Annotated in this window: 17 protein-coding genes; 4 read left to right on the top strand and 13 right to left on the bottom strand. The window is 61.1% G+C overall.

Annotated elements, in window-relative coordinates:
- Positions 1-25: 25 nt before the first annotated feature.
- Positions 26-1,456 carry a cytochrome c oxidase accessory protein CcoG gene (gene ccoG / locus F8N62_RS07475; protein ID WP_150710346.1) on the bottom strand — a complete coding sequence of 477 codons (1,431 nt, stop codon included), beginning with the start codon at positions 1,454-1,456 and terminating at the stop codon, positions 26-28.
- A gap of 195 nt (positions 1,457-1,651) precedes the next feature.
- The gene (locus F8N62_RS07480) at positions 1,652-1,885 is read right to left on the bottom strand and encodes a DUF3203 family protein (RefSeq protein WP_150710347.1); all 234 of its coding nucleotides are present in this window, start codon (positions 1,883-1,885) and stop codon (positions 1,652-1,654) included.
- A 121-nt stretch (positions 1,886-2,006) separates the two neighbouring features.
- Between F8N62_RS07480 and F8N62_RS07485 the strand changes: the two genes are divergently transcribed.
- Entirely contained in the window at positions 2,007-2,516 is a 510-nt protein-coding gene (locus F8N62_RS07485) for an MgtC/SapB family protein (RefSeq protein WP_150710348.1), read from the top strand.
- A gap of 54 nt (positions 2,517-2,570) precedes the next feature.
- On the opposite strand, the gene F8N62_RS31475 is transcribed toward F8N62_RS07485, so the two are convergent.
- Positions 2,571-2,738 (bottom strand): hypothetical protein, encoded by a 168-nt coding sequence (locus F8N62_RS31475; RefSeq protein WP_191632355.1) that lies wholly within the window; start codon positions 2,736-2,738, stop codon positions 2,571-2,573.
- A 216-nt stretch (positions 2,739-2,954) separates the two neighbouring features.
- Between F8N62_RS31475 and F8N62_RS07490 the strand changes: the two genes are divergently transcribed.
- The 3 genes from F8N62_RS07490 to glgB all read left to right on the top strand — a co-directional run bounded on the left by F8N62_RS07490 (position 2,955) and on the right by glgB (position 10,677).
- Positions 2,955-4,952, top strand: coding sequence for an alpha-1,4-glucan--maltose-1-phosphate maltosyltransferase (locus tag F8N62_RS07490; protein ID WP_150710349.1), 1,998 nt, complete (start codon positions 2,955-2,957; stop codon positions 4,950-4,952).
- A 149-nt stretch (positions 4,953-5,101) separates the two neighbouring features.
- Positions 5,102-8,443, top strand: a complete 3,342-nt coding sequence (gene treS, locus F8N62_RS07495; RefSeq protein ID WP_150710350.1) for a maltose alpha-D-glucosyltransferase — start codon at positions 5,102-5,104, stop codon at positions 8,441-8,443.
- A gap of 2 nt (positions 8,444-8,445) precedes the next feature.
- Complete coding sequence (gene glgB, locus F8N62_RS07500) at positions 8,446-10,677, top strand: 1,4-alpha-glucan branching protein GlgB (RefSeq protein ID WP_150710351.1); 2,232 nt, start codon at positions 8,446-8,448, stop codon at positions 10,675-10,677.
- A 122-nt stretch (positions 10,678-10,799) separates the two neighbouring features.
- On the opposite strand, the gene F8N62_RS07505 is transcribed toward glgB, so the two are convergent.
- From F8N62_RS07505 to F8N62_RS07550, 10 genes are all read right to left on the bottom strand, one after another.
- Positions 10,800-11,867: an autotransporter outer membrane beta-barrel domain-containing protein gene (locus tag F8N62_RS07505; protein ID WP_150710352.1), complete on the bottom strand. Its 1,068-nt coding sequence runs from the start codon at positions 11,865-11,867 to the stop codon at positions 10,800-10,802.
- Between the two features lie 324 nt (positions 11,868-12,191).
- Positions 12,192-14,738 carry an autotransporter domain-containing protein gene (locus F8N62_RS07510; protein ID WP_150710353.1) on the bottom strand — a complete coding sequence of 849 codons (2,547 nt, stop codon included), beginning with the start codon at positions 14,736-14,738 and terminating at the stop codon, positions 12,192-12,194.
- Between the two features lie 128 nt (positions 14,739-14,866).
- Positions 14,867-15,667, bottom strand: coding sequence for an endonuclease/exonuclease/phosphatase family protein (locus tag F8N62_RS07515; protein WP_150710354.1), 801 nt, complete (start codon positions 15,665-15,667; stop codon positions 14,867-14,869).
- A gap of 180 nt (positions 15,668-15,847) precedes the next feature.
- Positions 15,848-16,606 carry a PIG-L deacetylase family protein gene (locus F8N62_RS07520; protein ID WP_150710355.1) on the bottom strand — a complete coding sequence of 253 codons (759 nt, stop codon included), beginning with the start codon at positions 16,604-16,606 and terminating at the stop codon, positions 15,848-15,850.
- Between the two features lie 121 nt (positions 16,607-16,727).
- The gene (locus F8N62_RS07525; RefSeq protein WP_150710356.1) at positions 16,728-17,387 is read right to left on the bottom strand and encodes a glycosyltransferase; all 660 of its coding nucleotides are present in this window, start codon (positions 17,385-17,387) and stop codon (positions 16,728-16,730) included.
- Positions 17,384-17,983 carry an SAM-dependent methyltransferase gene (locus tag F8N62_RS07530; protein WP_150710357.1) on the bottom strand — a complete coding sequence of 200 codons (600 nt, stop codon included), beginning with the start codon at positions 17,981-17,983 and terminating at the stop codon, positions 17,384-17,386. Before F8N62_RS07530 ends, F8N62_RS07525 begins: the two co-directional genes overlap by 4 nt.
- Positions 17,980-18,738 carry a PIG-L deacetylase family protein gene (locus tag F8N62_RS07535; protein ID WP_150710358.1) on the bottom strand — a complete coding sequence of 253 codons (759 nt, stop codon included), beginning with the start codon at positions 18,736-18,738 and terminating at the stop codon, positions 17,980-17,982. The genes F8N62_RS07530 and F8N62_RS07535 overlap by 4 nt, the downstream gene beginning before the upstream one ends.
- The gene (locus F8N62_RS07540) at positions 18,735-19,724 is read right to left on the bottom strand and encodes an acyl-CoA dehydrogenase family protein (RefSeq protein WP_150710359.1); all 990 of its coding nucleotides are present in this window, start codon (positions 19,722-19,724) and stop codon (positions 18,735-18,737) included. Before F8N62_RS07540 ends, F8N62_RS07535 begins: the two co-directional genes overlap by 4 nt.
- A 1-nt stretch (position 19,725) precedes the next feature.
- Positions 19,726-21,885, bottom strand: a complete 2,160-nt coding sequence (glgX, locus tag F8N62_RS07545) for a glycogen debranching protein GlgX (RefSeq protein WP_150710360.1) — start codon at positions 21,883-21,885, stop codon at positions 19,726-19,728.
- Positions 21,886-22,133: 248 nt separating this feature from the next.
- Positions 22,134-22,460, bottom strand: coding sequence for a DUF2934 domain-containing protein (locus tag F8N62_RS07550; protein WP_150710361.1), 327 nt, complete (start codon positions 22,458-22,460; stop codon positions 22,134-22,136).
- Positions 22,461-22,481: the final 21 nt, after the last annotated feature.

The raw sequence follows: 22,481 nt of genomic DNA on the forward strand, positions 1-22,481 counted from the left end.
CCACAGCCCACCGCAGTCTAAGGGATCAGCGATTCATCGGCGCAACAAAGCGGCTCTCGGCCACGCTGTAGATATCCGGCTCATCGCTGTCGACGATCTTGAACGTGATCGTCTGCGAGCTGCTGGTCGGCCGTTCGGCGGTCATTGCCACGGACACCGGCACGTCGACAATCTCGCCGGGCGCCAGGCTCAGCTCGGTCTTGCCGTGCAGCTCGAAGCCGTCGCCATCGACCAGGGTCAGGCGATAATCCTGACGTTGCTGCGTTTTGTTGATGACCTTCAGGCTGTAGATGTTTTCGATTTGCCCCAGGCTGTTCTCGCGGAACAGGCCACGGTCCTTGCTGACGTCCAGCGAAACCATCGGCCGCTCGACGAGGGCCAGGGCGAGAGCGCCGATCATCACCAGCAACACCGCGGTGTAGCCGATCAGTCGTGGCCGCAGCAGGTGAGTTTTGCCACCCTGCAATTCATGCTCCGAGGTGTAGCTGATCAGGCCGGGGGCATAGCCCATTTTGTCCATGATCGAATCACAGGCGTCGATACACGCGGCGCACCCGATGCACTCCATTTGCAAACCATCGCGGATGTCGATGCCGGTCGGGCAGACCTGCACGCAGAGCTGGCAGTCGATGCAATCGCCGAGGCCGACTTCGGCAGGTTTCACCTCACGCTTGCGCGGGCCACGGTTTTCGCCACGGACGACATCGTAGGAAATGGTCAGGGTGTCTTTGTCGAACATCACACTCTGGAACCGCGCATACGGGCACATGTGCATGCACACCGCTTCGCGCAACCAACCGGCGTTGATGTAAGTGGCGCCAGTGAAGAACAGCACCCAGAACAGGCTGACGCCGCCGATCTGCAAGGTCAGCAGTTCTTCCGCCAGCGGCCGGATTGGCGTGAAATAGCCGACGAAGGTCAGCCCCGTCAGCACACTGATCGCCAGCCACAAACTGTGTTTGGCTGCGCGACGCAGCAGTTTGTTCAGGCCCCAAGGCGCGGCTTGCAGCTTGATCCGCTGGTTGCGTTCGCCTTCGGTGATCTTCTCGCACCACATGAAAAGCCACGTCCACGAACTCTGCGGGCAGGTGTAACCACACCAGACACGCCCGGCAAAAACAGTGATCGCAAACAGACCAAACGCCGCAATGATCAGCAGTGCCGACAGCAGGATGAAATCCTGCGGCCAGAAGGTCGCGCCAAAAATGTGGAATTTGCTTTCGGAAAGGTCCCAGAGCACTGCCTGGCGGCCACCCCAGTTCAGCCACACCGTGCCGAAAAACAACAAAAACAGAACTCCGGCACCGCTCAAGCGCAAGTTGCGGAACAGGCCGGTGAAGCTGCGGGTGTGGATCAGGTTGTCGCTGGATTTGGCCTTCATCTTTGGACGCGAAGGCTCATGGCTCTTTACTACAGGGGCGGGTTCAACGATTCGGACGGGGATTCTTTCGCTCATGGTCTTTCGCTCATCAGCCTCCATCAGGCGAGGCCACTATGAGCGTCGATCTGTTTGCATAACAGACTCAGGTATTGCAATAAAAAGCGGATCAGATGACCGCTGAGCCGTTGCCTGCGACAACTTGCTGCACCCGCCATAGCGGCGCGCGGGTGCCTATCGCAGGCACCCGTCGGGGATGTTGATCCGGGTCAGTCAAATCACCGAATCACTGTCCGTAGCCTTCAAATGCCGGCGACCGTCCACGGCACCTGCTACGGTCAATGCATCGGCTTCTGCTTCGGTGATGTAGATGCGCTGGCCGTTGATATCCACGGCTGACATGGCTTTTTCGCCGTCGGTGACGACGGTCACATCCGGGCACAGACGGATTTCTTCACCGTTTTCAGTGGTGAAAAAGCAGGTTTCGTTTTCGATGCGCACAGTCATGGGAGGGTCCTTTTGTCCGCGGGGTTCTACTGCGTTAGGGCACAACCGGCGTCCATCGTTCTGTGCAACCGATTAATGGTCGGCACGGTCCATCCTCTACCAACAACACAAGGATCGCTCGATGGACGCTTGGCTACATGAGGTTTGGGTAACGCTGCAAGCAGAGTTCGCCGACATTGGCGACGCCGCACAACTGACACGTATAACCGTAAGACTGCTGATCGCCGCCGCGCTCGGCGCAATCCTCGGTTTTGAACGGGAAAACAAGGGCAAAGCCGCCGGTGTCCGCACCCACATGCTGGTCGCCCTCGGCGCCGCATTGTTTGTGCTGGTACCGCAAACGTCCGGCTCCGAGCCCGACGCGATGAGTCGGGTAGTGCAAGGCGTCATCGCCGGCATCGGCTTCCTCTGCGCCGGGACCATCCTGAAAAACCAGGAAGGCGAGGACGGCCACGTCAAAGGCCTGACCACCGCCGCCGGCTTGTGGATGACCGCGGCCATCGGTGTTTCAGCCGGGTTGGGGCGCGAGGCGACGGCGGTGCTCAGTACGCTGCTGGCGTTGGGGATTTTCAGTGTGATGCCGAGGATTGTCAGGTTGTTTGAGAAGAATGGGGATGAGGATAAGCCTTGAGGTAACCGATCTTGATGATCGCCCCCACGCGGTGGGAGCGACCATTAACGAATATCACTTCGGCGCCACAATCACCGGCGGCATGGTCTCCGGCGGATCTTCCCGTGCTGGCGGGGTGGTGCCTGGCGGTTCCTGCTCGGGCACCGGTTCCGGTTCGGTGGGCGGAATGGTCGGGCTGTCGATGTTCGGATCGGGGGTTTCGGCCGGGATTGGAATGGTCATTTTTGAAGCCTCCAGTGGCACATGGCGTGAGTCGTGCTTAAGTTTGTTGACCCTTGCTCGCTGGAATTGATTCCCCCGGGATCGAGGCAAATGCCCGTGAACTTTTAGCGAGGCCTGCCGCTCGGAACCTAAGTGATTTAATTTCAGGGCCGTCGGTTTTGCGCGAATGGCGACCCTGTACCAGAGCGTCCATGGGGCGTACAGGAGAGATGCTCGATGACTGCTGAAAAACCGACAGAGCTCAACTACAACCCTCATATGCCGCTGTCGCAGGCGTTGCTGCTGCCGCGTATCGCTATTGAAGACACCATGCCGACCCTGGATGGCGGGCAATTCGCTGTCAAGGCGGTGGTGGGGCAGGACGTGGTGGTGACCAGCAAGGTTTTCGCCGATGGCCACGACAAGCTAGCCGTGCGCGTTCGCTGGCGCGCCGAGGGCGAGGAGTCGTGGCAAAGTGAGTCCTTGGCCGAACTGGGCAATAACGGCTGGCAGGGGCAATTTCGCGTGAAGTCCCAGGGCCGCTATGTGTTTTGCATAGAGGCATGGATCGATCAGTTCGCCAGCTTCTGCTATGAGCTGGAGAAGAAGCACGCGGCGAGAGTGCCGGTCAGTCTTGAGCTGCAGGAAGGACGCAGTCAGGTCCAGTTGGCGGCCGAACGCAGTGAAGGGCCACTCAGCGAATCATTGGCGGCGCTGCATCATGAGTTGTCGGGTTTGCTCGAAACGGAGCAGGTTGCGCTGTTTTTGCACCAGCGTAGCGCCGACCTCATGGCCCAGGCCGATCACCGCGCCTATTTGAGTCTCAGCCCCGAGTACCCGCTGGATGTCGAACGTGAGCTGGCGCAGTTTGCCAGTTGGTATGAGCTGTTCCCGCGCTCGATCACCGACGATCCGTCCCGTCACGGCACCTTTAATGACGTGCATTCGCGGCTGCCGATGATTCAGGACATGGGCTTCGACGTGCTGTATTTCCCGCCAATCCACCCGATTGGTCGCAGCTACCGCAAGGGCCCGAACAATTCCCTCACGGCCGGCCCGGACGATCCGGGCAGCCCGTACGCGATCGGCAGCGAAGAGGGCGGGCACGAGGCGATTCACTCGGAGCTGGGCACCCGCGATGACTTCCGTCGATTGGTCGCCGCCGCCGCCGACCATGGTCTGGAAATCGCCCTCGACTTCGCGATCCAGTGCTCACAGGATCACCCGTGGCTCAAGCAGCACCCGGGCTGGTTCAACTGGCGGCCGGACGGCACGATCAAATACGCGGAGAACCCGCCGAAAAAATACCAGGACATCGTCAACGTCGACTTCTACGCCGCCGACGCGATTCCCAGCCTGTGGGTCGAGTTGCGCGACATCGTGGTGGGTTGGGTCGAGGAGGGCGTGAAGATCTTTCGCGTCGACAATCCTCACACCAAACCGCTGCCGTTCTGGCAGTGGTTGATCGCCGATGTGCGCGCCCTGTACCCGGAAGTGATCTTCCTCGCCGAAGCGTTCACCACGCCGGCGATGATGGCGCGGCTGGGCAAGGTCGGTTACTCCCAGAGCTACACCTACTTCACCTGGCGCAACACCAAATACGAGCTGTCGACGTACTTCAGCGAACTCAACGAATCACCGTGGCGTGAATGCTATCGCCCGAACTTTTTCGTCAATACACCGGACATCAACCCGGCGTTTTTGCATGAGTCAGGGCGCGCCGGTTTTCTGATCCGCGCGGCGCTCGCGACCATGGGCTCCGGGCTCTGGGGCATGTACTCGGGCTTTGAACTCTGTGAGGCGGCGCCGGTGCCGGGGAAAGAGGAATACCTCAACTCCGAGAAGTATGAAATCCGCCCGAGGGACTTCAACGCGCCGGGCAACATCATCGCCGAGATCGCCCAGCTCAACCGCATTCGCCGGCAAAATCCAGCGTTGCACACACACCTGGGCCTGACGATCTACAACGCGTGGAATGACAACATCCTGTACTTCGGCAAACGCAGTGCGGATGGCAGCAACTTCATTCTGGTGGCGGTCAGCCTTGATCCGCATAACGTTCAGGAAGCGAGTTTCGAATTGCCGCTGTGGGAAATGGGCTTGCCGGACGACGCCGATACCCGGGGCGAAGATTTGATGAGCGGGCACCGCTGGACGTGGCACGGCAAATACCAGTCGATGCGGATCGACCCGGCGCATCAGCCGTTCGGGATTTGGCGCATAACGACGTCCTGAATCTACTGCGCAACCCCGGTAGGAGCTGCCGAAGGCTGCGATCTTTTGATCTTGATCTTCAAAGGCAAAATCAAAAGATCGCAGCCTTCGGCAGCTCCTACCGGGGTTCATCGGGGTGAGGGTTTTATCGAATTCAACAGGAGTTTCAAATGGCGAAGAAACCCAAGGCTGCCACCTTTATCAAGGACCCGCTCTGGTACAAGGATGCGGTGATTTACCAAGTACACGTTAAGTCTTTTTTCGACTCCAACAATGACGGGATCGGCGACTTTCCCGGTCTGATCGCCAAACTCGATTACATTGCCGACCTTGGCGTCAACACCATCTGGCTCCTGCCGTTCTACCCCTCGCCACGCCGCGATGATGGCTACGACATCGCCGAGTACCGGGGCGTGCACAGCGATTACGGGACCATGGCCGACGCCAAGCGCTTTATCGCCGAAGCCCATAAACGCGGGTTGCGGGTCATCACCGAACTGGTCATCAACCACACTTCGGATCAGCACGCCTGGTTCCAGCGGGCGCGCAAAGCCAAGCCCGGCTCGGCGGCGCGGGATTTCTATGTCTGGTCCGATGACGACCAGAAATACGACGGCACCCGCATCATTTTTCTCGACACCGAAAAATCCAACTGGACCTGGGATCCGGTCGCCGGCCAATACTTCTGGCACCGTTTCTATTCGCATCAGCCAGACCTGAATTTCGATAACCCGCAAGTCATGAAAGCGGTGCTGTCGGTGATGCGTTACTGGCTCGACATGGGCATCGACGGCTTGCGTCTGGATGCCATTCCGTACCTGATCGAGCGCGACGGCACCAACAACGAAAACCTGCCCGAGACCCACAGCGTTCTCAAGCAGATCCGCGCCGAAATCGACGCCAACTACCCCGACCGCATGCTGCTCGCCGAGGCCAACCAATGGCCGGAAGACACCCAGCTGTATTTCGGTGACACCGATAAAAAAGGCATGAACGGCGACGAATGCCACATGGCGTTCCACTTCCCGTTGATGCCGCGCATGTACATGGCGCTGGCCCAGGAAGACCGTTTTCCGATCACCGACATTCTGCGCCAGACCCCGGAAATCCCGGCCAATTGTCAGTGGGCGATTTTCCTGCGCAACCACGATGAATTGACCCTGGAAATGGTCACCGACAAGGAGCGCGATTACCTGTGGAATTACTACGCGGCGGACCGTCGGGCGCGGATCAACCTGGGCATTCGCCGCCGCCTCGCACCGCTGATGGAGCGCGACCGTCGCCGCGTCGAACTGCTCAATAGCCTGCTGCTGTCGATGCCCGGCACGCCGACGATGTACTACGGCGATGAAATCGGCATGGGCGACAACATCTACCTCGGCGACCGCGACGGCGTGCGCACGCCGATGCAGTGGTCGATTGACCGTAACGGCGGATTCTCCCGCGCCGACCCGGCCAGCCTGGTGCTGCCGCCGATCATGGACCCGCAATACGGCTACCTGTCGGTCAACGTCGAAACCCAGGCCGGCGATCCGCATTCGCTGCTCAACTGGACCCGGCGCATGCTCGCCGTGCGCAAGCAATCCAAGGCGTTCGGTCGCGGCACGCTGAAAATGCTCTCGCCGAGCAACCGTCGAATTCTGGCCTACACCCGCGAATTCACCGGGGCGGACGGCAAGCACGAAATCATCCTGTGCGTGGCCAACGTGTCGCGCAGTGCGCAAGCGGCGGAACTGGACTTGTCGGCCTACGTCGGCATGGTTCCGGTCGAAATGCTCGGCGGTAACGCGTTCCCGCCGATCGGCCAATTGAATTTCCTCCTGACCCTGGCGCCTTACGGCTTTTACTGGTTTGCACTCGCCGCGGAGAATCAAATGCCTAGCTGGCACGTAGAACCGGCGCAAAGCCTGCCGGACTTCACCACACTGGTGCTGAAAAAACGCATGGAAGAACTGCTCGAAGCGCCGTCCCGCGGCACGCTGGAGCAAAGCATCCTGCCGAACTGGTTGCAGAACCGTCGCTGGTTTGCCGGCAAGGGCGCGGCGATCGACACGGTCAGCCTGGCTTACGGCGTGCGCTTCGGTGACGCCGAGCACCCGGTGCTGTTGAGCGAAATCGAAGTCACCAGCGGCGGGCTCACCAGCCGTTATCAACTGCCGTTCGGCTTCATTGCCGATGATCATGTCGGCCCGGCATTGCCGCAGCAACTGGCGCTGTCACGAGTACGACGGGGGCCGCAGGTGGGTTTGATCACCGATGCGTTCAGCCTCGAAAGCTTCATCCGCGCCGTCCTGCAGGGCATGCAGGACAACACCGTGTTGCCATCCGATGGTGGCGAGATTCGTTTTGAACCGACCGCCGAGCTGGCCAAGCTGGGCCTGACCGCGGAATCGGAAGTGCGCTACCTGTCCGCCGAGCAGTCCAACAGCTCAGTGGTGATCGGCAAAAGCCTGGTGCTGAAACTGATCCGCAAGGTCGCCTCGGGCGTGCATCCGGAACTGGAGATGAGTGCCTACCTGACCAACGCCGGTTTTGCCAACATCTCGCCGCTGCTGGGTTCGGTGGTGCGCCGCGATGCGCAGGGCGAAGACAACCTGTTGATGATCGCTCAGGGTTACCTGAGCAATCAGGGCGATGCATGGGAGTGGACGCAGAACAACCTCGAACGGGCGTTGCGCGATGAATTGGCAGACGCCATCTCCGAGCAGGAACAGCATTACAACGCCCTCGGCGAGCTGAAGGATTTTGCCGGGATGCTCGGTCAGCGTTTGGGGGAGATGCATCAGGTATTGGCAGCGCCTACCGATGACCCGGACTTCGCGCCGCAAGTGACCTCGCAGAAAGACGCCCTGGCGTCGGCCAAGGACGTCGCGGCGCAAATGGAGCACGCGTTGAAGTTGCTCAAGCAGCATCAAGGCGAACTGAATGCGGCGGACAAAACCCTGGTCACGCGTCTGCTGGACAACAAAAAAGCCATCCTCAGCCACGTTCAGGAACTGGGCAAGAAAGCCGCCGGCGGCCTGCGGATTCGCGTGCACGGCGACTTGCACCTCGGGCAAGTGCTGGTGATCAAGGGCGATGCCTACCTGATCGACTTCGAAGGCGAACCGGCGCGGCCATTGCCTGAGCGGCGCGGCAAGCACAGCCCGTACAAAGATGTGAGTGGCGTGTTGCGTTCGTTCGACTATGCGGCCGCGATGGCGATCAACGTGCACAACGTCGACCACACTGCCGAGGCCCAAGCGGCACGCCAGCGCGTTTCCGAGCGCTATTTAAATGAAGCGAAACAGGCATTTGTCGACGCTTATCGGCTGGCGGCAGCTAGTCTTGCTCATGCGTGGCAAGATCCGGAAGGCGAGGACGCCGCGCTGGCGTTGTTCGGTCTGGAGAAGGCGGCGTATGAGGTGGCCTATGAGGCAGAGAACCGGCCAACCTGGCTGCCCGTGCCTTTGCACGGTTTATATGGATTATTGAGTGGGCTTAAACCCTTTTCCGATCTTGGTGGAGAGTAGTCATGAGTTTCTCGAACAAGGAACAGGGTCACGCTAAAGAAGCGTTACTGCCCGGATCGCGGGACATCGACGCACTGGTGCGCGCCGAACACCCGGACCCCTTTGCAATTCTCGGCCCGCACGGCGACGACGCCGGCGGTCAATTCATCCGGGCGTATCTGCCCGACGCGTTAAGTGTGCAGGTGTTGGCCAAAGACTCCGGCGAAGAACTCGGCAGCCTTGAGGCGACTGAAACGCCTGGGCTGTTTGTCGGCCATTTCGATCGTGCGCAGCCGTATGTGTTGCGCACGCGCTGGGCGGGTGGCGAGCAAACGTCGGAAGACCCCTACAGCTTTGGTCCGTTACTCGGCGAGATGGATTTGTACCTGTTCGCCGAAGGCAATCACCGTGACCTGAGCAGTTGCCTCGGCGCGCAGCTGAAAAACGTCGATGGCATCGACGGCGTGCGTTTCGCCGTGTGGGCACCGAACGCCAAACGGGTGTCGGTGGTCGGTGATTTCAACAACTGGGACGGCCGTCGTCACCCAATGCGCCTGCGTCATCCGACCGGCGTCTGGGAATTGTTCATCCCGCGCCTGCAGGCGGGCGAAGCCTACAAATACGAGATCCTCGGCGCCCACGGCATTCTGCCGCTCAAGGCGGACCCGATGGCCCTCGCCACCACGTTGCCGCCGGACACAGCCTCGAAAGTCGCGTCGCCGCTGAACATCGATTGGCAGGATCAAGAGTGGATGGCGGCGCGGGTCGAGCGTTCGCAACCCAGCGCACCGCTGTCGATCTACGAATTGCACGCCGGTTCCTGGCAATGCGAGCTGGACGATCTGGGCGAAGTCGCTCGCCAGTACACCTGGCACGAGTTGGGCGAACGCTTGATTCCGTATGTGAAGGAACTGGGCTTCACCCACATCGAACTGATGCCGATCATGGAGCATCCGTTCGGCGGTTCGTGGGGTTACCAACTGCTCTCACAGTTTGCCCCCAGCGCCCGTTACGGTTCGCCGGATGACTTCGCTGCGTTCGTCAACGCCTGCCACCTGGCCGATATCGGCGTGATCCTTGATTGGGTGCCGGCGCATTTCCCGACCGATACCCACGGCCTGGCCCAATTCGACGGCACCGCGCTGTATGAATACGGCAACCCGCAGGAAGGCTTCCACCAGGATTGGGACACGCTGATCTACAACCTTGGCCGCACCGAAGTGCACGGCTACATGCTCGCGTCGGGGTTGCACTGGCTCAAGCATTTCCACATCGACGGCCTGCGTGTCGATGCGGTGGCGTCGATGCTGTATCGCGATTATTCGCGCAAAGCGGGTGAATGGGTGCCGAACCGTCACGGCGGTCGGGAAAACCTCGAAGCCATCGACTTCCTGCGCCACCTCAACGATGTGGTCAACCTCGAAGCGCCCGGCGCACTGGTGATCGCCGAAGAATCCACCGCGTGGCCCGGCGTCAGCCAGAGCACGCAACAGGGCGGCCTGGGTTTCGATTACAAATGGAACATGGGCTGGATGCACGATTCGCTGCATTACATCCAGCAAGACCCGGTCTACCGCGGGCATCACCACAACGAGTTGAGTTTCGGTCTGGTGTATGCCTGGTCCGAGCGCTTCATCCTGCCGATCTCTCACGACGAAGTGGTCCACGGCAAACACTCGCTGATCGACAAAATGCCCGGCGACCGCTGGCAGAAGTTTGCCAACCTGCGGGCGTACCTGAGCTTCATGTGGGCGCATCCGGGCAAGAAGCTGTTGTTCATGGGTTGCGAATTTGGTCAGTGGCGCGAGTGGAATCACGATCAGCAACTGGACTGGTATCTGTTGCAGTACTCGGAACACCAGGGCGTCAAGGCATTGGTCGGCGACCTCAACCGGCTGTACCGCGAAGAGCCGGCCTTGCACGATCAGGACGACAAACCGCAAGGCTTCCAGTGGTTGATTGGCGATGATGCAATCAACAGTGTTTACGCGTTCCTGCGCTGGAGCCGGGACGGGCGACCGGTGTTGGTCGTCGCCAACTTCACCCCGGTACCACGCGAGGCCTATCGCATCGGCGTGCCGTTCGCCGGGCGGTGGGAGGAGGTGGTGAACAGTGATGCGGAGAAATATGCGGGTTCCAATTACGGCAATGGCGGCGGGGCGCTTACGGAGGAAGAGCCGAGCCATGGGCAAGCGGATTCGCTGGTGTTGAATTTGCCGCCGTTGGCGGTGTTGATGTTGCGGCCGGCGGGGTGAGTTAGAAACCGAGTTGCTGCCATCGCGGGCAAGCCCGCTCCCACAGGTTCACGCCGAACTTGTGGGAGCGGGCTTGCCCGCGATGGCTTTCTATCGACACCGAATCTCTCACGGTAAAACGCTCACCACCGCATCCGCACACCCAGACTGCCAATCAACCCATTCAGATCATTGTCATCCACGTCACTGCTGTAATCGGCGCTGACATACAGGCTGACTGCGGGCGTTACCCTGGCGACCAGTCCCAACCCCACTTCGACGGTGGAGGAATTGCGGCTGCTGCTGATCTTGTCGACCTGATCCAGGGTCACGGTATTACCGGTGTACACCGTGTGCCACAAGTTGGTCCGCACATAGGGTTCGACCCCGAAGCCGTTGATGTCGTAACTACCTTTCAAGCGCGCACCGACCCGGCCGCTCCAGGACGTGAGGTCGCTGGACGATGCCCTGCCGGAACCGGCATACGGCGTGTCGAGGGTGATGCGCTGGTTGATCAACTGCGCCTGCGGTTCAACGACCCAGTTGTCACTCAAACCGATCGGGAAGCCACCTTCCACCGAGAACCTCACCGCGCTGCCTTCGGTTGCCTGCCGTGCACCCTGTTCGTTACGGCTGAAGCCGTTGACGCGTCCGCCGCTGGCCGACAGATCCACGTGCCAGCCTTGGGGCCCGGTCAGGCTCCAGTAGGCGCCGAGGCTCTGGCCTTGCAGGTTAAGGGTGTCGGTGGTGGGGTCGGCGAGGGCGCGACTGGTGAGCAAACCGTTGCTGTTGCCCTGAATCTGGCTGTAGCCGCCGATCAGGCCGACCTGCTGGGTGTGGCCGCTGCCACTTTGCAACGTGAGGATCGCCGGGCCCTTGTTCTGGTTGGCGTCAGGCAGGGTTGATCCCTGGGTTTGATAATCGGTTTGGGCCTGGCGCGATGCCTGCCCATAGAGTTGGTCCCAGGCCGACGGTGAGGCGTCTTCGATGGTCAGGCGCGAACTTCGTACATCAGACGCGGCGCTGAACCGGCCGGCATACGTTGTCGCGAGGGCCGGCAATGTCAGCACCGGGACCTCCTGGTCGTACCAGGGGGCTGTTTCTTCCTCGGCAGGCGAGGCCTGCAGTTCCATGGAGGAGCACAGCACGAGTGAACTCGAGACAGTGCAAAAAGTGACTTTGATCTCTTGTGGGGTGAAAGAAGTTTTCATGGAGGTCTACCTTGCAGTCGCATGCGGAATCTCGCTCTGGCGTCTCTCCTACCCCGATTGAGGGGCGACCGAATGGATTGGGGCAAGCCGCTGGCCTCCCGTTCTGACGGGTGTCTGGTGGGTTGCTCCGGGTGGTACTTCCGGGGGTAGTAAGGTGTAGCTAAGAAGACCGCAGCCCCTGCGTCAAGAAAATGGCCGATAAGTGGTCGTGCTATTTCAACAACTGCAAGTGACTGATTTGTCGGCGTGATCTAAGTGTTTGTTTGTGCGAAAAAACATCCACAAAACCCTGATCCAGAGGCTTTTGGGTAGCTGGCTATCGGCTTACCAACTCATGCGCAGGCCCAGATTGCCGACCACCCCACTCATTTCATTGCTGTCGATATTGCGGCTGTAGTCGACGCTGGCGTACACGCTGACGGAACGCGCGAGGGTCGCCACAACGCCGACGCCAACCTCTGCAGACGAGGATTTTTGCCGGGTGGTGATCGGGTCGTTATCGAATTTCACGGTGTCAGTGCCCGAAAGCGTGTGCCAGAGATTGGCGCGCAACCAGGGTTCGACTGGCAGCCCCTTGATCGCATAGTTGCCTTTGAGTCGAGCGCCCAGGCGACCCGTCCACGCACCGTCGGAATCGAAGGCGACGCGGGAGATGCCGTCGTCCTGAGTGTCGAGTTTTACTTTTTGATAGATCACTTGGGCCTGGGTTTCGATCACCCAATCATCGGTCAGCGAAAACGGCTTCCCGGTTTCCGCAGACAGGCTCAAGACCTGACCGTCGTTGTCGATTTTTAACCCGCGTTCCGAGCGATTTTCGCCGTCGAGCCAGGTTTGCATTGCCACGATATCGAGGTAGCCACCGGCGCGATCAGTCAAGGTCCAGTAGGCGCCGAGACTTTGCCCTTCGAGTTCTAGCTTGCCGGCGCGCTTGCCTTTGAAACCCTGATTGAAGCCGTCGACGTCACCTTTCAAACGGCTCTGGCCGATGAACAAACCGCTGCGCTGGGTTTGCCCGCTGTCCAATTGGGAACTGAACAGATCGTGGCCGACTTGAAAGCCCTTGAGTGAACCGTCGAGTTTCGGTGAAACGGTACCTTCCCAGGTCTGCTCGAAACGCTTGCCGTAGACCCGGCCCCAGCCGGCAGAAAAGGCTCCGGTTTCCGTGAGCAGGCGTTGGTCGCCCTGGCGGTCATGAAAGGTGCCGAGCGCATCCATGGCCAACCGCGCGGCGGCGGGCGGCAGCACCGACCAGGTAGGGACCTCGGGTCGATAGAGGGGGATTGGCGCAGCACCCGGTACCGCGGCGGGCAGTGCCGGTGTGCCAACGGCGGCGACCGGCGCAGCCACAAGGGGAACCAGAATCGGCGGCAGAGTCGGGTCGGGATTGGCCATCAGAACCAGCGGCGGGGCCACCACGGATGAGCGCAGGTACCAGCTGTTTTCGCTGCCGGCTGTGACGCCGCCCTTGAACAGCCGGTAATCGTAGGCCCCGGCGGATACCTGATTTTTCAGCGAAAACGCTGTGTTGTCGCTGACAGCCGAGCCCAGAGCCTGCACTAGTTGAATACCGTTTTGCTGAGTCAGGGCGCCCGCGCCGCCGACGTTGGTCACTGTGATTAGGGTGTTGCCGGTCAAGGTGCCATTTTCCACCACCAGCTTATCGCTGGCGGAGGCGTCATCAGCCACCGCCGTTTGCAGGAACAACTGGCCGCCGCTGCCCACGTAATTACCCTGCACGGTCAGAGTGTCATTGGTTCGCGAATTGCCGCTGGCGAGGTCGATCACGCCGCTGTTGTTCAGGGTCACAGACTGGCCGGGGGTGAACGCTGCGATGCTGCCCTGAACCGACGTCAGCGTGCTGCTGCCGTCGATATTGAACACGCCCGTGCCGGTGGTGCTGTCGCCCAGGCGGAACGTGCCGTCCAGGTCCAGGCGCGATCTGTTGTTCAGGTTGACCGTTTCCCAGCCGGTATAGCGGGCAGCGCCGGCCGAGGTGCTACCGTCGAAGGTCAGCAGGTCGGTGCCGTTTCCACCGTCGACGTTCGGCGTAATGCCCAGGGTGCTTTCGCCGAGATTGTCCAGGGTAGCAGTGTCGTTGCCGTCACCCATGAGGACCGCCGAGCGGAGTGAGCCGCCGCCATTCCAGACGAACGTGTCGTTGCCGGTGCTGGCGCGAATCTCACCGACGATTTCGCCGCCGGTCACGGTGATGCTGTCGTTGCCGCCGCTGACGCTGAGGTTGCCGCCAATTTTGCCGCCGGACACGATGATCGTGTCGCGGCCGAAGCCCGTCACCAGATTGCCCAGGATGGTGCCGCCAGACAGGTCGAATCGATTATCGTCGAGCTTCATGTCGACCCGGCCGATGGTGCCGGCGGTCATTGTGGCGGTGTCGCCATCCTCGAACGCATCGGTAATCGTGCCTCCGGTCATCAGAAAAAAGTCGCGGCTGTCACCTTGCGCCAATGACTTGAGGGTACCGCCGCTCATCCTGAAATTATCGACGCCGTTGCCCTGTTCGACCGCGCCCGTAATCTGGCCGGCGCTCATGCTGAAATGGTCGGCGCCATCACCCTGAATGACAGCGCCCACGATCGTGCCGGAACTTAGATTTACTGTGTCGGTGCCGGCGCCAAAGGTGACATTGCCATTGATGACGCCGCTGCCGTTACCAGGGAAAGTCAGGGTGTTGTTGCCTGACAAGTCGGTCAGCGGCCCACTGCTGCCGCTGTCACAGGTGAAGTTATCGTTGCCGGCGGTGGGTGCAAGCGAGCAGGCCGCCTGGGCGGTCTGGGACCAGCCCACACATAACCAAAGGGAGACGGCGCAGGCCGAATAACGATACTTGGGCAACTCTGCCGAAAATGTCATTGCTCGCCACCTCGCTGTTACGGTAGACGCACCGTAACAGCAGGGATTGAGCGAGTGTCCTGTCATAAGTGACAGGTAGAGCAACTATTTTTTTACATTGGGCGAAAGGAGTCTGGCTCGCAGGTGCGTCAAATATGCACCTCGACTGCCAACGGCAAGTGATCCGACAGGTGCGTCCACGGCTTGTTGCCCAGGATCTGCGGATCATGGCTAGTGGCGTTGCGCAGGTAGATTCGGTCCAGGCGCAGTAGCGGAAACCGCGCCGGATAGGTTTTCGCCGGACGACCGTGATGGCGTTCGAAGGCTTCATGCAGGTAATCGCGGCGGGCGAGGGCGGCGTTGCCTTGCAGCTGCCAGTCGTTGAAGTCGCCGGCGATGATCACCGGGGCATCGTCGGGCAGGGATTCGAGCAGTTGGCAGAGCAGTTGCAGCTGCAGTTGGCGATGGCTTTCCAGCAGGCTCAAGTGCACGCAGATCGCGTGGACTTCGGCGTGGCCCGGCACATCCAGCACGCAATGCAACAGCCCGCGACGCTCGGGGCCGGTGATCGAGACATCGAGGTTGCGGTACTCGCGGATCGGGTACTTCGACAGCAGAGCGTTGCCGTGGTGACCATGGGGATACACCGCGTTGCGGCCGTAGGCGAAATCGCTCCACATGCTGTCGGCCAGAAATTCGTATTGCGAGGTTTGCGGCCAATCGTTGAAGCGAGAGGAATGGCGTTCGTGTTCGCCGACGACTTCCTGCAGAAATACCAGATCCGCCGAGGTACTGCGCACCGCTTCACGCAATTCCGGGAGAATGAAACGCCGGTTGAAGGCGGTAAAACCCTTGTGGGTGTTAACCGTCAGCACACGAAGGCGGTGGATCGCCGGGGGCATGCTCAAGGGTACCGACGTGAGAGGTTGGCGTTTGGGATCACTGGTCACGTTTACTCCTCTGAATCGGGTTGCTTATGCATGCGACTGATGCGGCGGCGGGCAGTTCAGCGTGATTCGTCGTCAAGCGAAAAGATCGCAGCCTTCGGCAGCTCCTACAAAGTGCGAACCCGATTTCCACGTAGGAGCTGCCGAAGGCTGCGATCTTTTGATCTTTTGATCTTTCGATCTTCAAACAAACACAATTTCATACGGCAAGCGCATCCGCTCCAACAACACCCGGGGCAAAAGAGGAGCAAGGCCGATGGCAGGTTCGCCGTCGAGCTGGCTGGCGTAGGCATGGGTGGCGTGGCTTTTGCGCGCAACGGTCCAGCTGTCGAGGCGAACCTTGCGGGCGCGGTGCCAGGGGATCAGCGCCTGATCGCGCGACGGCCAGTGCCAGGCACAGACCGGCACTTCGGTGAATGCCGCCCCGATCAATGCGGCCGCTTTCGCGCTGGCGCGGCCGACCGTGTCGTGATCGACATTGCCGTCCTCGCACCAGGTACTGAACACCACGTCTCCCGGCCGCAGGTAACGGGCAATGAATTCAGTCAGTTGAAGCTCGCGTTCGGCCAGGGCGTTGTCGGTGAAACCGCCGCGAATCCACTTCAGGCTGTGCATCGGCAAACCGAGGCGGCGCAAGGCCTCGACGCTTTCCTGCGGACGAAACACGCTCAGGCGCTTTTCCGACCATTGCTGCGACCCCGGATGACTGGCGCTGCCATCGGTGATCGAGATCAATTGCAAGGGGTGGTCCAGCGCACTGAGCAGCTGCAGCAGACCGCCGCAGGTCACGACTTCATCGCCGGGATGCGGCGCGATCACCACGGCGCGCGCGCCCGCAGGGACCAGGGCCTGAGTGTTGATGACGGGGATATTGTCCAGCTGAAGCGCGCTGTTCCAGATCTGTGCCGACGGGCTGTGGTCGTTGATGGAAACGGATTTCATCGGGCTACGTCCTTGTGCTGATTGATAGCAGTGTGGCGCTCTCCAAACCCTGGATTGCCGCGAGCATGAGTATTGCTCAAGTCACGCTATTCGTCGCGTCGATGTTCCAACCAGTTCATTTTTATCCGGCTTGCACCAGCTCCCTTAGGTAATCACCGAAGCCGCCCCGCGCCCGACTGTCCAATCGGGCGCTGGTCAACACCTGAGGGCGATGACTCCAGGCAATCGTCGCGCCGCTGCGCTCCAGTTGCCGCACCAGTTGCACGTCTTCATCGCACGCCAGCGGTTCGAAACCGCCGGCACGCTGATACGCCTCGGCACTGATGCCCAGATTGGCGCCGTGTACATGCCGGTGGCCTTCACGCGCTTGGTAATGCTGGTGATAGCGGATCTGCGCCGACTCATCGAATGACTCATGCCACGCCTCCACGGTGACCGTGCCGCACACCGCGTCCGCCTCGAGTGACAGTTGCGCCACCAGCCAGTCATGGGCGACACGGCTGTCGGCGTCGGAGCAGGAAATCCAGCGCACCCCGCGCTCCAGCAGATACCGTGCCCCGGCGGCGCGGGCCTGACCGACATTGCGCGCATCGATCTCCAGGCAATGCACCGGGTAGCTACCGACGATGTCGGAGGAGCGGTCGGTGCAACTGTCGAGCACCACCAGCACTTCGACCGTTTCACCGCCGAGCAGCTCATGTTCGGCAGCGCGCAGTGCGGCTTGCAGGCAGTCTTCGAGTAAATCTTCTTCGTTGTGCGCCGGGATCAAAATGCCAATCATCGCAAGCCCTCCAGAGCCGCCACCGAGCGCGGTTCGCGGCTCCAGAGTTCGAGCAGAAAATCGGCCTCCTGATGCAGCACCAGGCGCGGCAGATGCAAATGCTCGTGCAGCAAGTCATGGACCTGGCGGGCGTTCAGCGGGCAGCCGTCAATCGGAGGGCGCCAATGACAGGCCAGCAGCTGGCCGTCGGCGGTGAGTGATTGGCTGGCTTGCAGGATCAATTGCTTGAGGTCATCGGCGTCCAGGTAGTAGCCGACTTCGCTGAGGACGATCAGGTCGAACTGTTCGTTGGGCCAGTCGCCGGGCAAGCGGCCCTGGCGCACTTCGGCATGGTTGAACGGACTCAGTCGCGTGCGCGCCAGAGTCACGGCAGCGGCCGCGGTGTCGCAGCACAACAGGCGGTCGCAGCGGGCGGCCAGTCCGGCACTCAGTTCGCCATTCGCGCAGCCGGGCTCGAACACCGAACGGTAGCGCGGGCGGGGCAATGCGGCGAGAGTGATCGCGCGTTTGCGCTGTTCGTACCAGCGCTGACGAAACGCCCAGGGATCGTCGCTGCCGGCGAACAATCCGTCGAAATAGCGATCCTCGACGCTCATAGAAACACCACCTCAAAAGGTTGCAACAAACGGTCGAGCACGTAGGGAGCGAGCACGGGCGCCAGGCCGATCTGTGGGTCGCCTTCCAGTTGGCTGGCGAAGGCATGGATCGCGTGGCGCTTGCGGGCAACCAGCGCCGGGGTCAGGTGGATCTTCCGCGCTCGGTGCCAAGGGATGAGACTGTCTTCGGGTGTTGCCCAGTGCCAGGTCCAGACCGGTAATTCGTGCAGTGTCGCGCCGACGCGATTCGCCGCTAATGCACTCGCCCGGCCCACCGCTTCGTGATCGCAATGACCGTCTTCGCGCCACGTGGTAAAGACCACATCGGTGGGGCGCAGGTAACGCTCAATGAACTGGGCTAATTCGCTTTCACGTGCCGCCACCTGACTGTCCGCGAAGCCGCCGCGCAACCATTTCAGGCTGTGCAGCGGCAAGCCGAGACGACGCAAGGCTTCGGCCGACTCTTGCGGGCGCACCGCGCTCAAGCGTTCCACCGGCCAGCGCCGGGAGCCGGGGTGGCTGGCACTGCCATCGGTGACCGAGATCAGTTGCAACGGCCGGCCAGCGGCGGCCAACACCTGAAGAAAACCGCCACAGCCCAGCACTTCATCGTCCGGATGCGGCGCAATGATCACGGCGCGAGCGCCTTCGGGGACCAGCGCCAGAATGTCGATCATCGGCAATTGCGTCAGGTGGCTGGAGGTCTGCCACACGTGCAACGGCGTACCTTGACCGACAATGGGGTTGGATTTCATAACGTCCATGTTCCGTTGGTAACGTGGCTGCCGAGGGCGGCGAGATCGCGCTCGGCGTGGCTTTGACGCAGGAAGACCGGCAGATCGGCGATCAGTCGGGCGAACTGCCGGTCCTTGCAATAGGGACCGGCACCGAGGGCATGGCCAACGTGCCGGATGACTTGTTCGACGGCGTTTTCCACCACCGCTCGGGCGCGCCGGGCGAGGCGTTCGGCATCGTCCTGGGGCGCGGCATCAATGCTCAGGGCGCTGAATCGCAGTACCGTGGCGGCGGCGTGCAACGCGCTGTCGACCGCGCCCAAATGGGCGAGGGCGTGAGGTTCGTCGCGCTGGGCGCAGTGACTGCGCAGGCGTTCGGCAAGGCTTTGCGCAGCGCCATACCAGCACGCCGCGATACCGATTCCGCCTTGCCAGAAACCCGGCCGTTGCAAGTAGTCACCGGGGTTGCCGATGGCCTGCGCCTCGGCAGCGTCGAACAGCACCTCGACGCTGCCGGTGGCGTTCATGCCCACCGCTTGCCAGCCGACATCGGTGACGGTCACGCCGGGTTGGTCCAGCGCCACCGCCACCAGTTGCTGTCGATCCTGCTCATCCCACGCCGTCAGCAGCGCGTGGCTCAATACCGCCGCCCCCGAGCACCAGGCTTTGCGTCCGTTCAGCACCACTAATTGACCGTGAGGACTGACCTGCACCCGAGCGTCCGGCGGCTCGGCGGCCCACATCCCCCAGGTGCTGGAAGGCGTGGGCGAACCACCGAGTTGCTGGATGATGGCCAAGGCGTCGGTATGCCCCTCGTACAATTTGCACAGACCCAGATCGTGCCCGCCGACCTCGGCCAGACGCTGAAACCGCTCCAGTGTCCGCCCGCTGCCCGGCAGCGGAAGTTGATCGAGACCCGCCTCGACCAACGCCCGCAGACACCGTCCTAACGCCTGAGTGTCGGCGTAATCCGGTGACTGTCGATCAAGAAAGGCCTGTAGCTCCATTTCACTCTTCTTCCTCATGCTGCAATTCGAACAGCAGCAACGAGCGGCCGGTGACCGAATATTCGTGGCCGAACTCAAACCGTTCCTGACCGCGAATCGACGGTTGGTTGGTGTCGATCATGCAGGTCCAGAAACCGCCGTCCGGGACTTCCGGCAAGGTGAAGTTGACGACGTCGTGGTGCGCGTTGACCACCAGCAGCAAAGTCGCGTCACCGCCCTTGCGGCGAATCCCGGTTTCCTGTGCGCGGCCATCGAGCAGCATGCCGAGGCATTTGCCGTGCGCTTCTTCCCATTGTTCGATGCTCATTTCACTGCCATCCGGCGCGAGCCAGGTGACGTCTTTGACGCCGATGTCTTCGTTGTAGTTACCCACCAGGAAGCGCCCGCGACGCAGGATCGGGTAGGTCAGGCGCAGCTTGATCAGGCGTTTGACGAATTTCAGCAAGGCCTTGCCGTCTTCGCTCAGGTCCCAATTGACCCAGCCGATCTCACTGTCCTGGCAATAGGCGTTGTTGTTGCCGTCCTGGGTGCGGGCAAACTCGTCACCGGCCACCAGCATCGGCGTGCCTTGGGACAGCAGCAGCGTGGCGAAGAAGTTGCGCATTTGTCGCTGGCGCAGTTCGTTGATCTCGGGATCGTCGGTCGGGCCTTCGACGCCGTGGTTCCAGGACAGGTTGTTGTTGCTGCCGTCCTGATTGTTCTCGTCGTTGGCTTCGTTGTGTTTGTCGTTGTACGACACCAGGTCATTGAGGGTGAAACCGTCGTGGGCGGTGATGAAATTCACCGACGCGTACGGACGGCGACCGCGCTGGTTGAACATCTCGCCCGAGGCCGTCATGCGGCTCGCAAAGTCGGCCAGTTGGCCTTCGTCACCTTTCCAGAAGGCGCGCACGGTGTCGCGGAATTTGTCGTTCCACTCGACCCAGCCCGGTGGAAAGCCACCGACCTGATAGCCACCGGGGCCGCAGTCCCATGGCTCGGCAATCATTTTCACCTGACGCAGCACCGGGTCCTGACGGCAGGCGACGAGGAAGCTGTGACGCTCGTCGAAGCCATCGTGATAACGCCCGAGAATGGTCGCCAGGTCGAAGCGGAAACCGTCCACGTGCATTTCCGTGGCCCAATAGCGCAGGGAGTCGGTGACCATTTGCAGCACGCACGGGTGACTCAGGTCCAGGGTGTTGCCGGTCCCGGAATCATTGATGTAGAAGCGCTTGTCGTCGGGCATCAAGCGGTAGTACGAGGCGTTGTCGATGCCGCGCATTGACAGGGTCGGGCCTTGTTCGTTGCCCTCGGCGGTGTGGTTGTAGACCACGTCGAGGATCACTTCCAGATTGGCCTCGTGCAGGTGCGCGACCATCTCCTTGAACTCGGCGATCTTGCCGCTGGCCAGGTAGCGCGGGTCCGGGGCGAAGAAGGCGATGCTGTTGTAGCCCCAATAATTGGTCATGCCTTTGTGCAGCAAATGCTGATCATTGACAAAGGCGTGAATCGGCAGCAATTCCACGGTCGAAACGCCCAGCTTGCGGATGTGTTCCAGCACGTCATCGACCATCAACCCGGCGAAGGTGCCGCGCACGTTTTCGGGGACGGAAGGGTGGCGCATGCTGATGCCGCGCACGTGGGTTTCATAAATGATTGTCTTGTCCCACGGCACGCTGACGCGATGGTCGTTGCCCCAGGTGTGCGCCGGGTCAATGACTTTGCATTTGGGCACAAACGGCGCGCTGTCACGTTCGTCGAAACTGAGGTCGGCGTCAGGATGGCCGATGGTGTAGCCAAACAGGGCTTCGGACCATTTCAATTCGCCGACCAATTGCTTGGCGTACGGGTCGATCAGCAGTTTGTTGTGGTTGAAGCGGTGGCCGTTCGCCGGGTCATAGGCACCGTAAACGCGGTAGCCGTAAATCATGCCGGGATGGGCGTCGGGCAAGTAGCCGTGGTAAATCTCGTCGGTGTATTCCGGCAGCTCGATGCGTTCCAGTTCGACTTCACCGGCATCGTCGAAGATGCACAGTTCGACCTTGGTCGCGTTGGCGGAAAACAAGGCAAAGTTGACCCCCAGGCCATCCCAGGTGGCGCCCAGCGGGAAGGGCAGGCCTTCGCGGATTCGCGAGGCCTCGGCGCGAGGTTCGGGCGCGGATTTGTTTGGACTGGTCATAGATGCTCCTGCAAAAAAGGGGATAACGATTTATTACCGGTGGGCCTCAAACGCTCGTGTCGGGTGAACCTCAATCGGTAGGAGCTGCCGAAGGCTGCGATCTTTTGATCTTGAACATCAAAAGATCGCAGCCTTCGGCAGCTCCTACCGGGACGACCGCATCGGCCGCGTTCAGGATTTCCGGACGAGCGCGTCCACAATGGCGAGGGGGCTCGCCACGGGTTCATTCTGGACAGTGCCGGGAAGCGTCAGACCGCAGGCGGCTTACGCGCTGCGCGAGGTTTCTTCTCGGCGGCTTTTTCGCCAGGCGGAATCACCGTCGCAGCAGCGGCCGGTTTAGCCTTGGCTTTGGTTTTTGGCTCGCCGGCCTTGCCATTGGCGGTCTTGCTCACGGCAGGTTTAGCGCCCGCCGTTTTGCTACCGGCCGCTTTCGGCGATTTACTCGGCGCCAGGGCTTCGGCTTCCGCCAGCTTGCGGGCCATCGCCCAGTGACGGGCTTCCTCGCCCTCGGGTTTTCCTTCCGATTCCCAGATCTGATAGGCAAATTCGCGAACGCGTTTTTCGTCGGTACTCATCGCTAGACTCCTGAACTGAAC

This window comes from Pseudomonas fluorescens, from assembly GCF_902497785.1.
Taxonomy (GTDB): Bacteria; Pseudomonadota; Gammaproteobacteria; order Pseudomonadales; family Pseudomonadaceae; genus Aquipseudomonas; species Aquipseudomonas fluorescens_BO.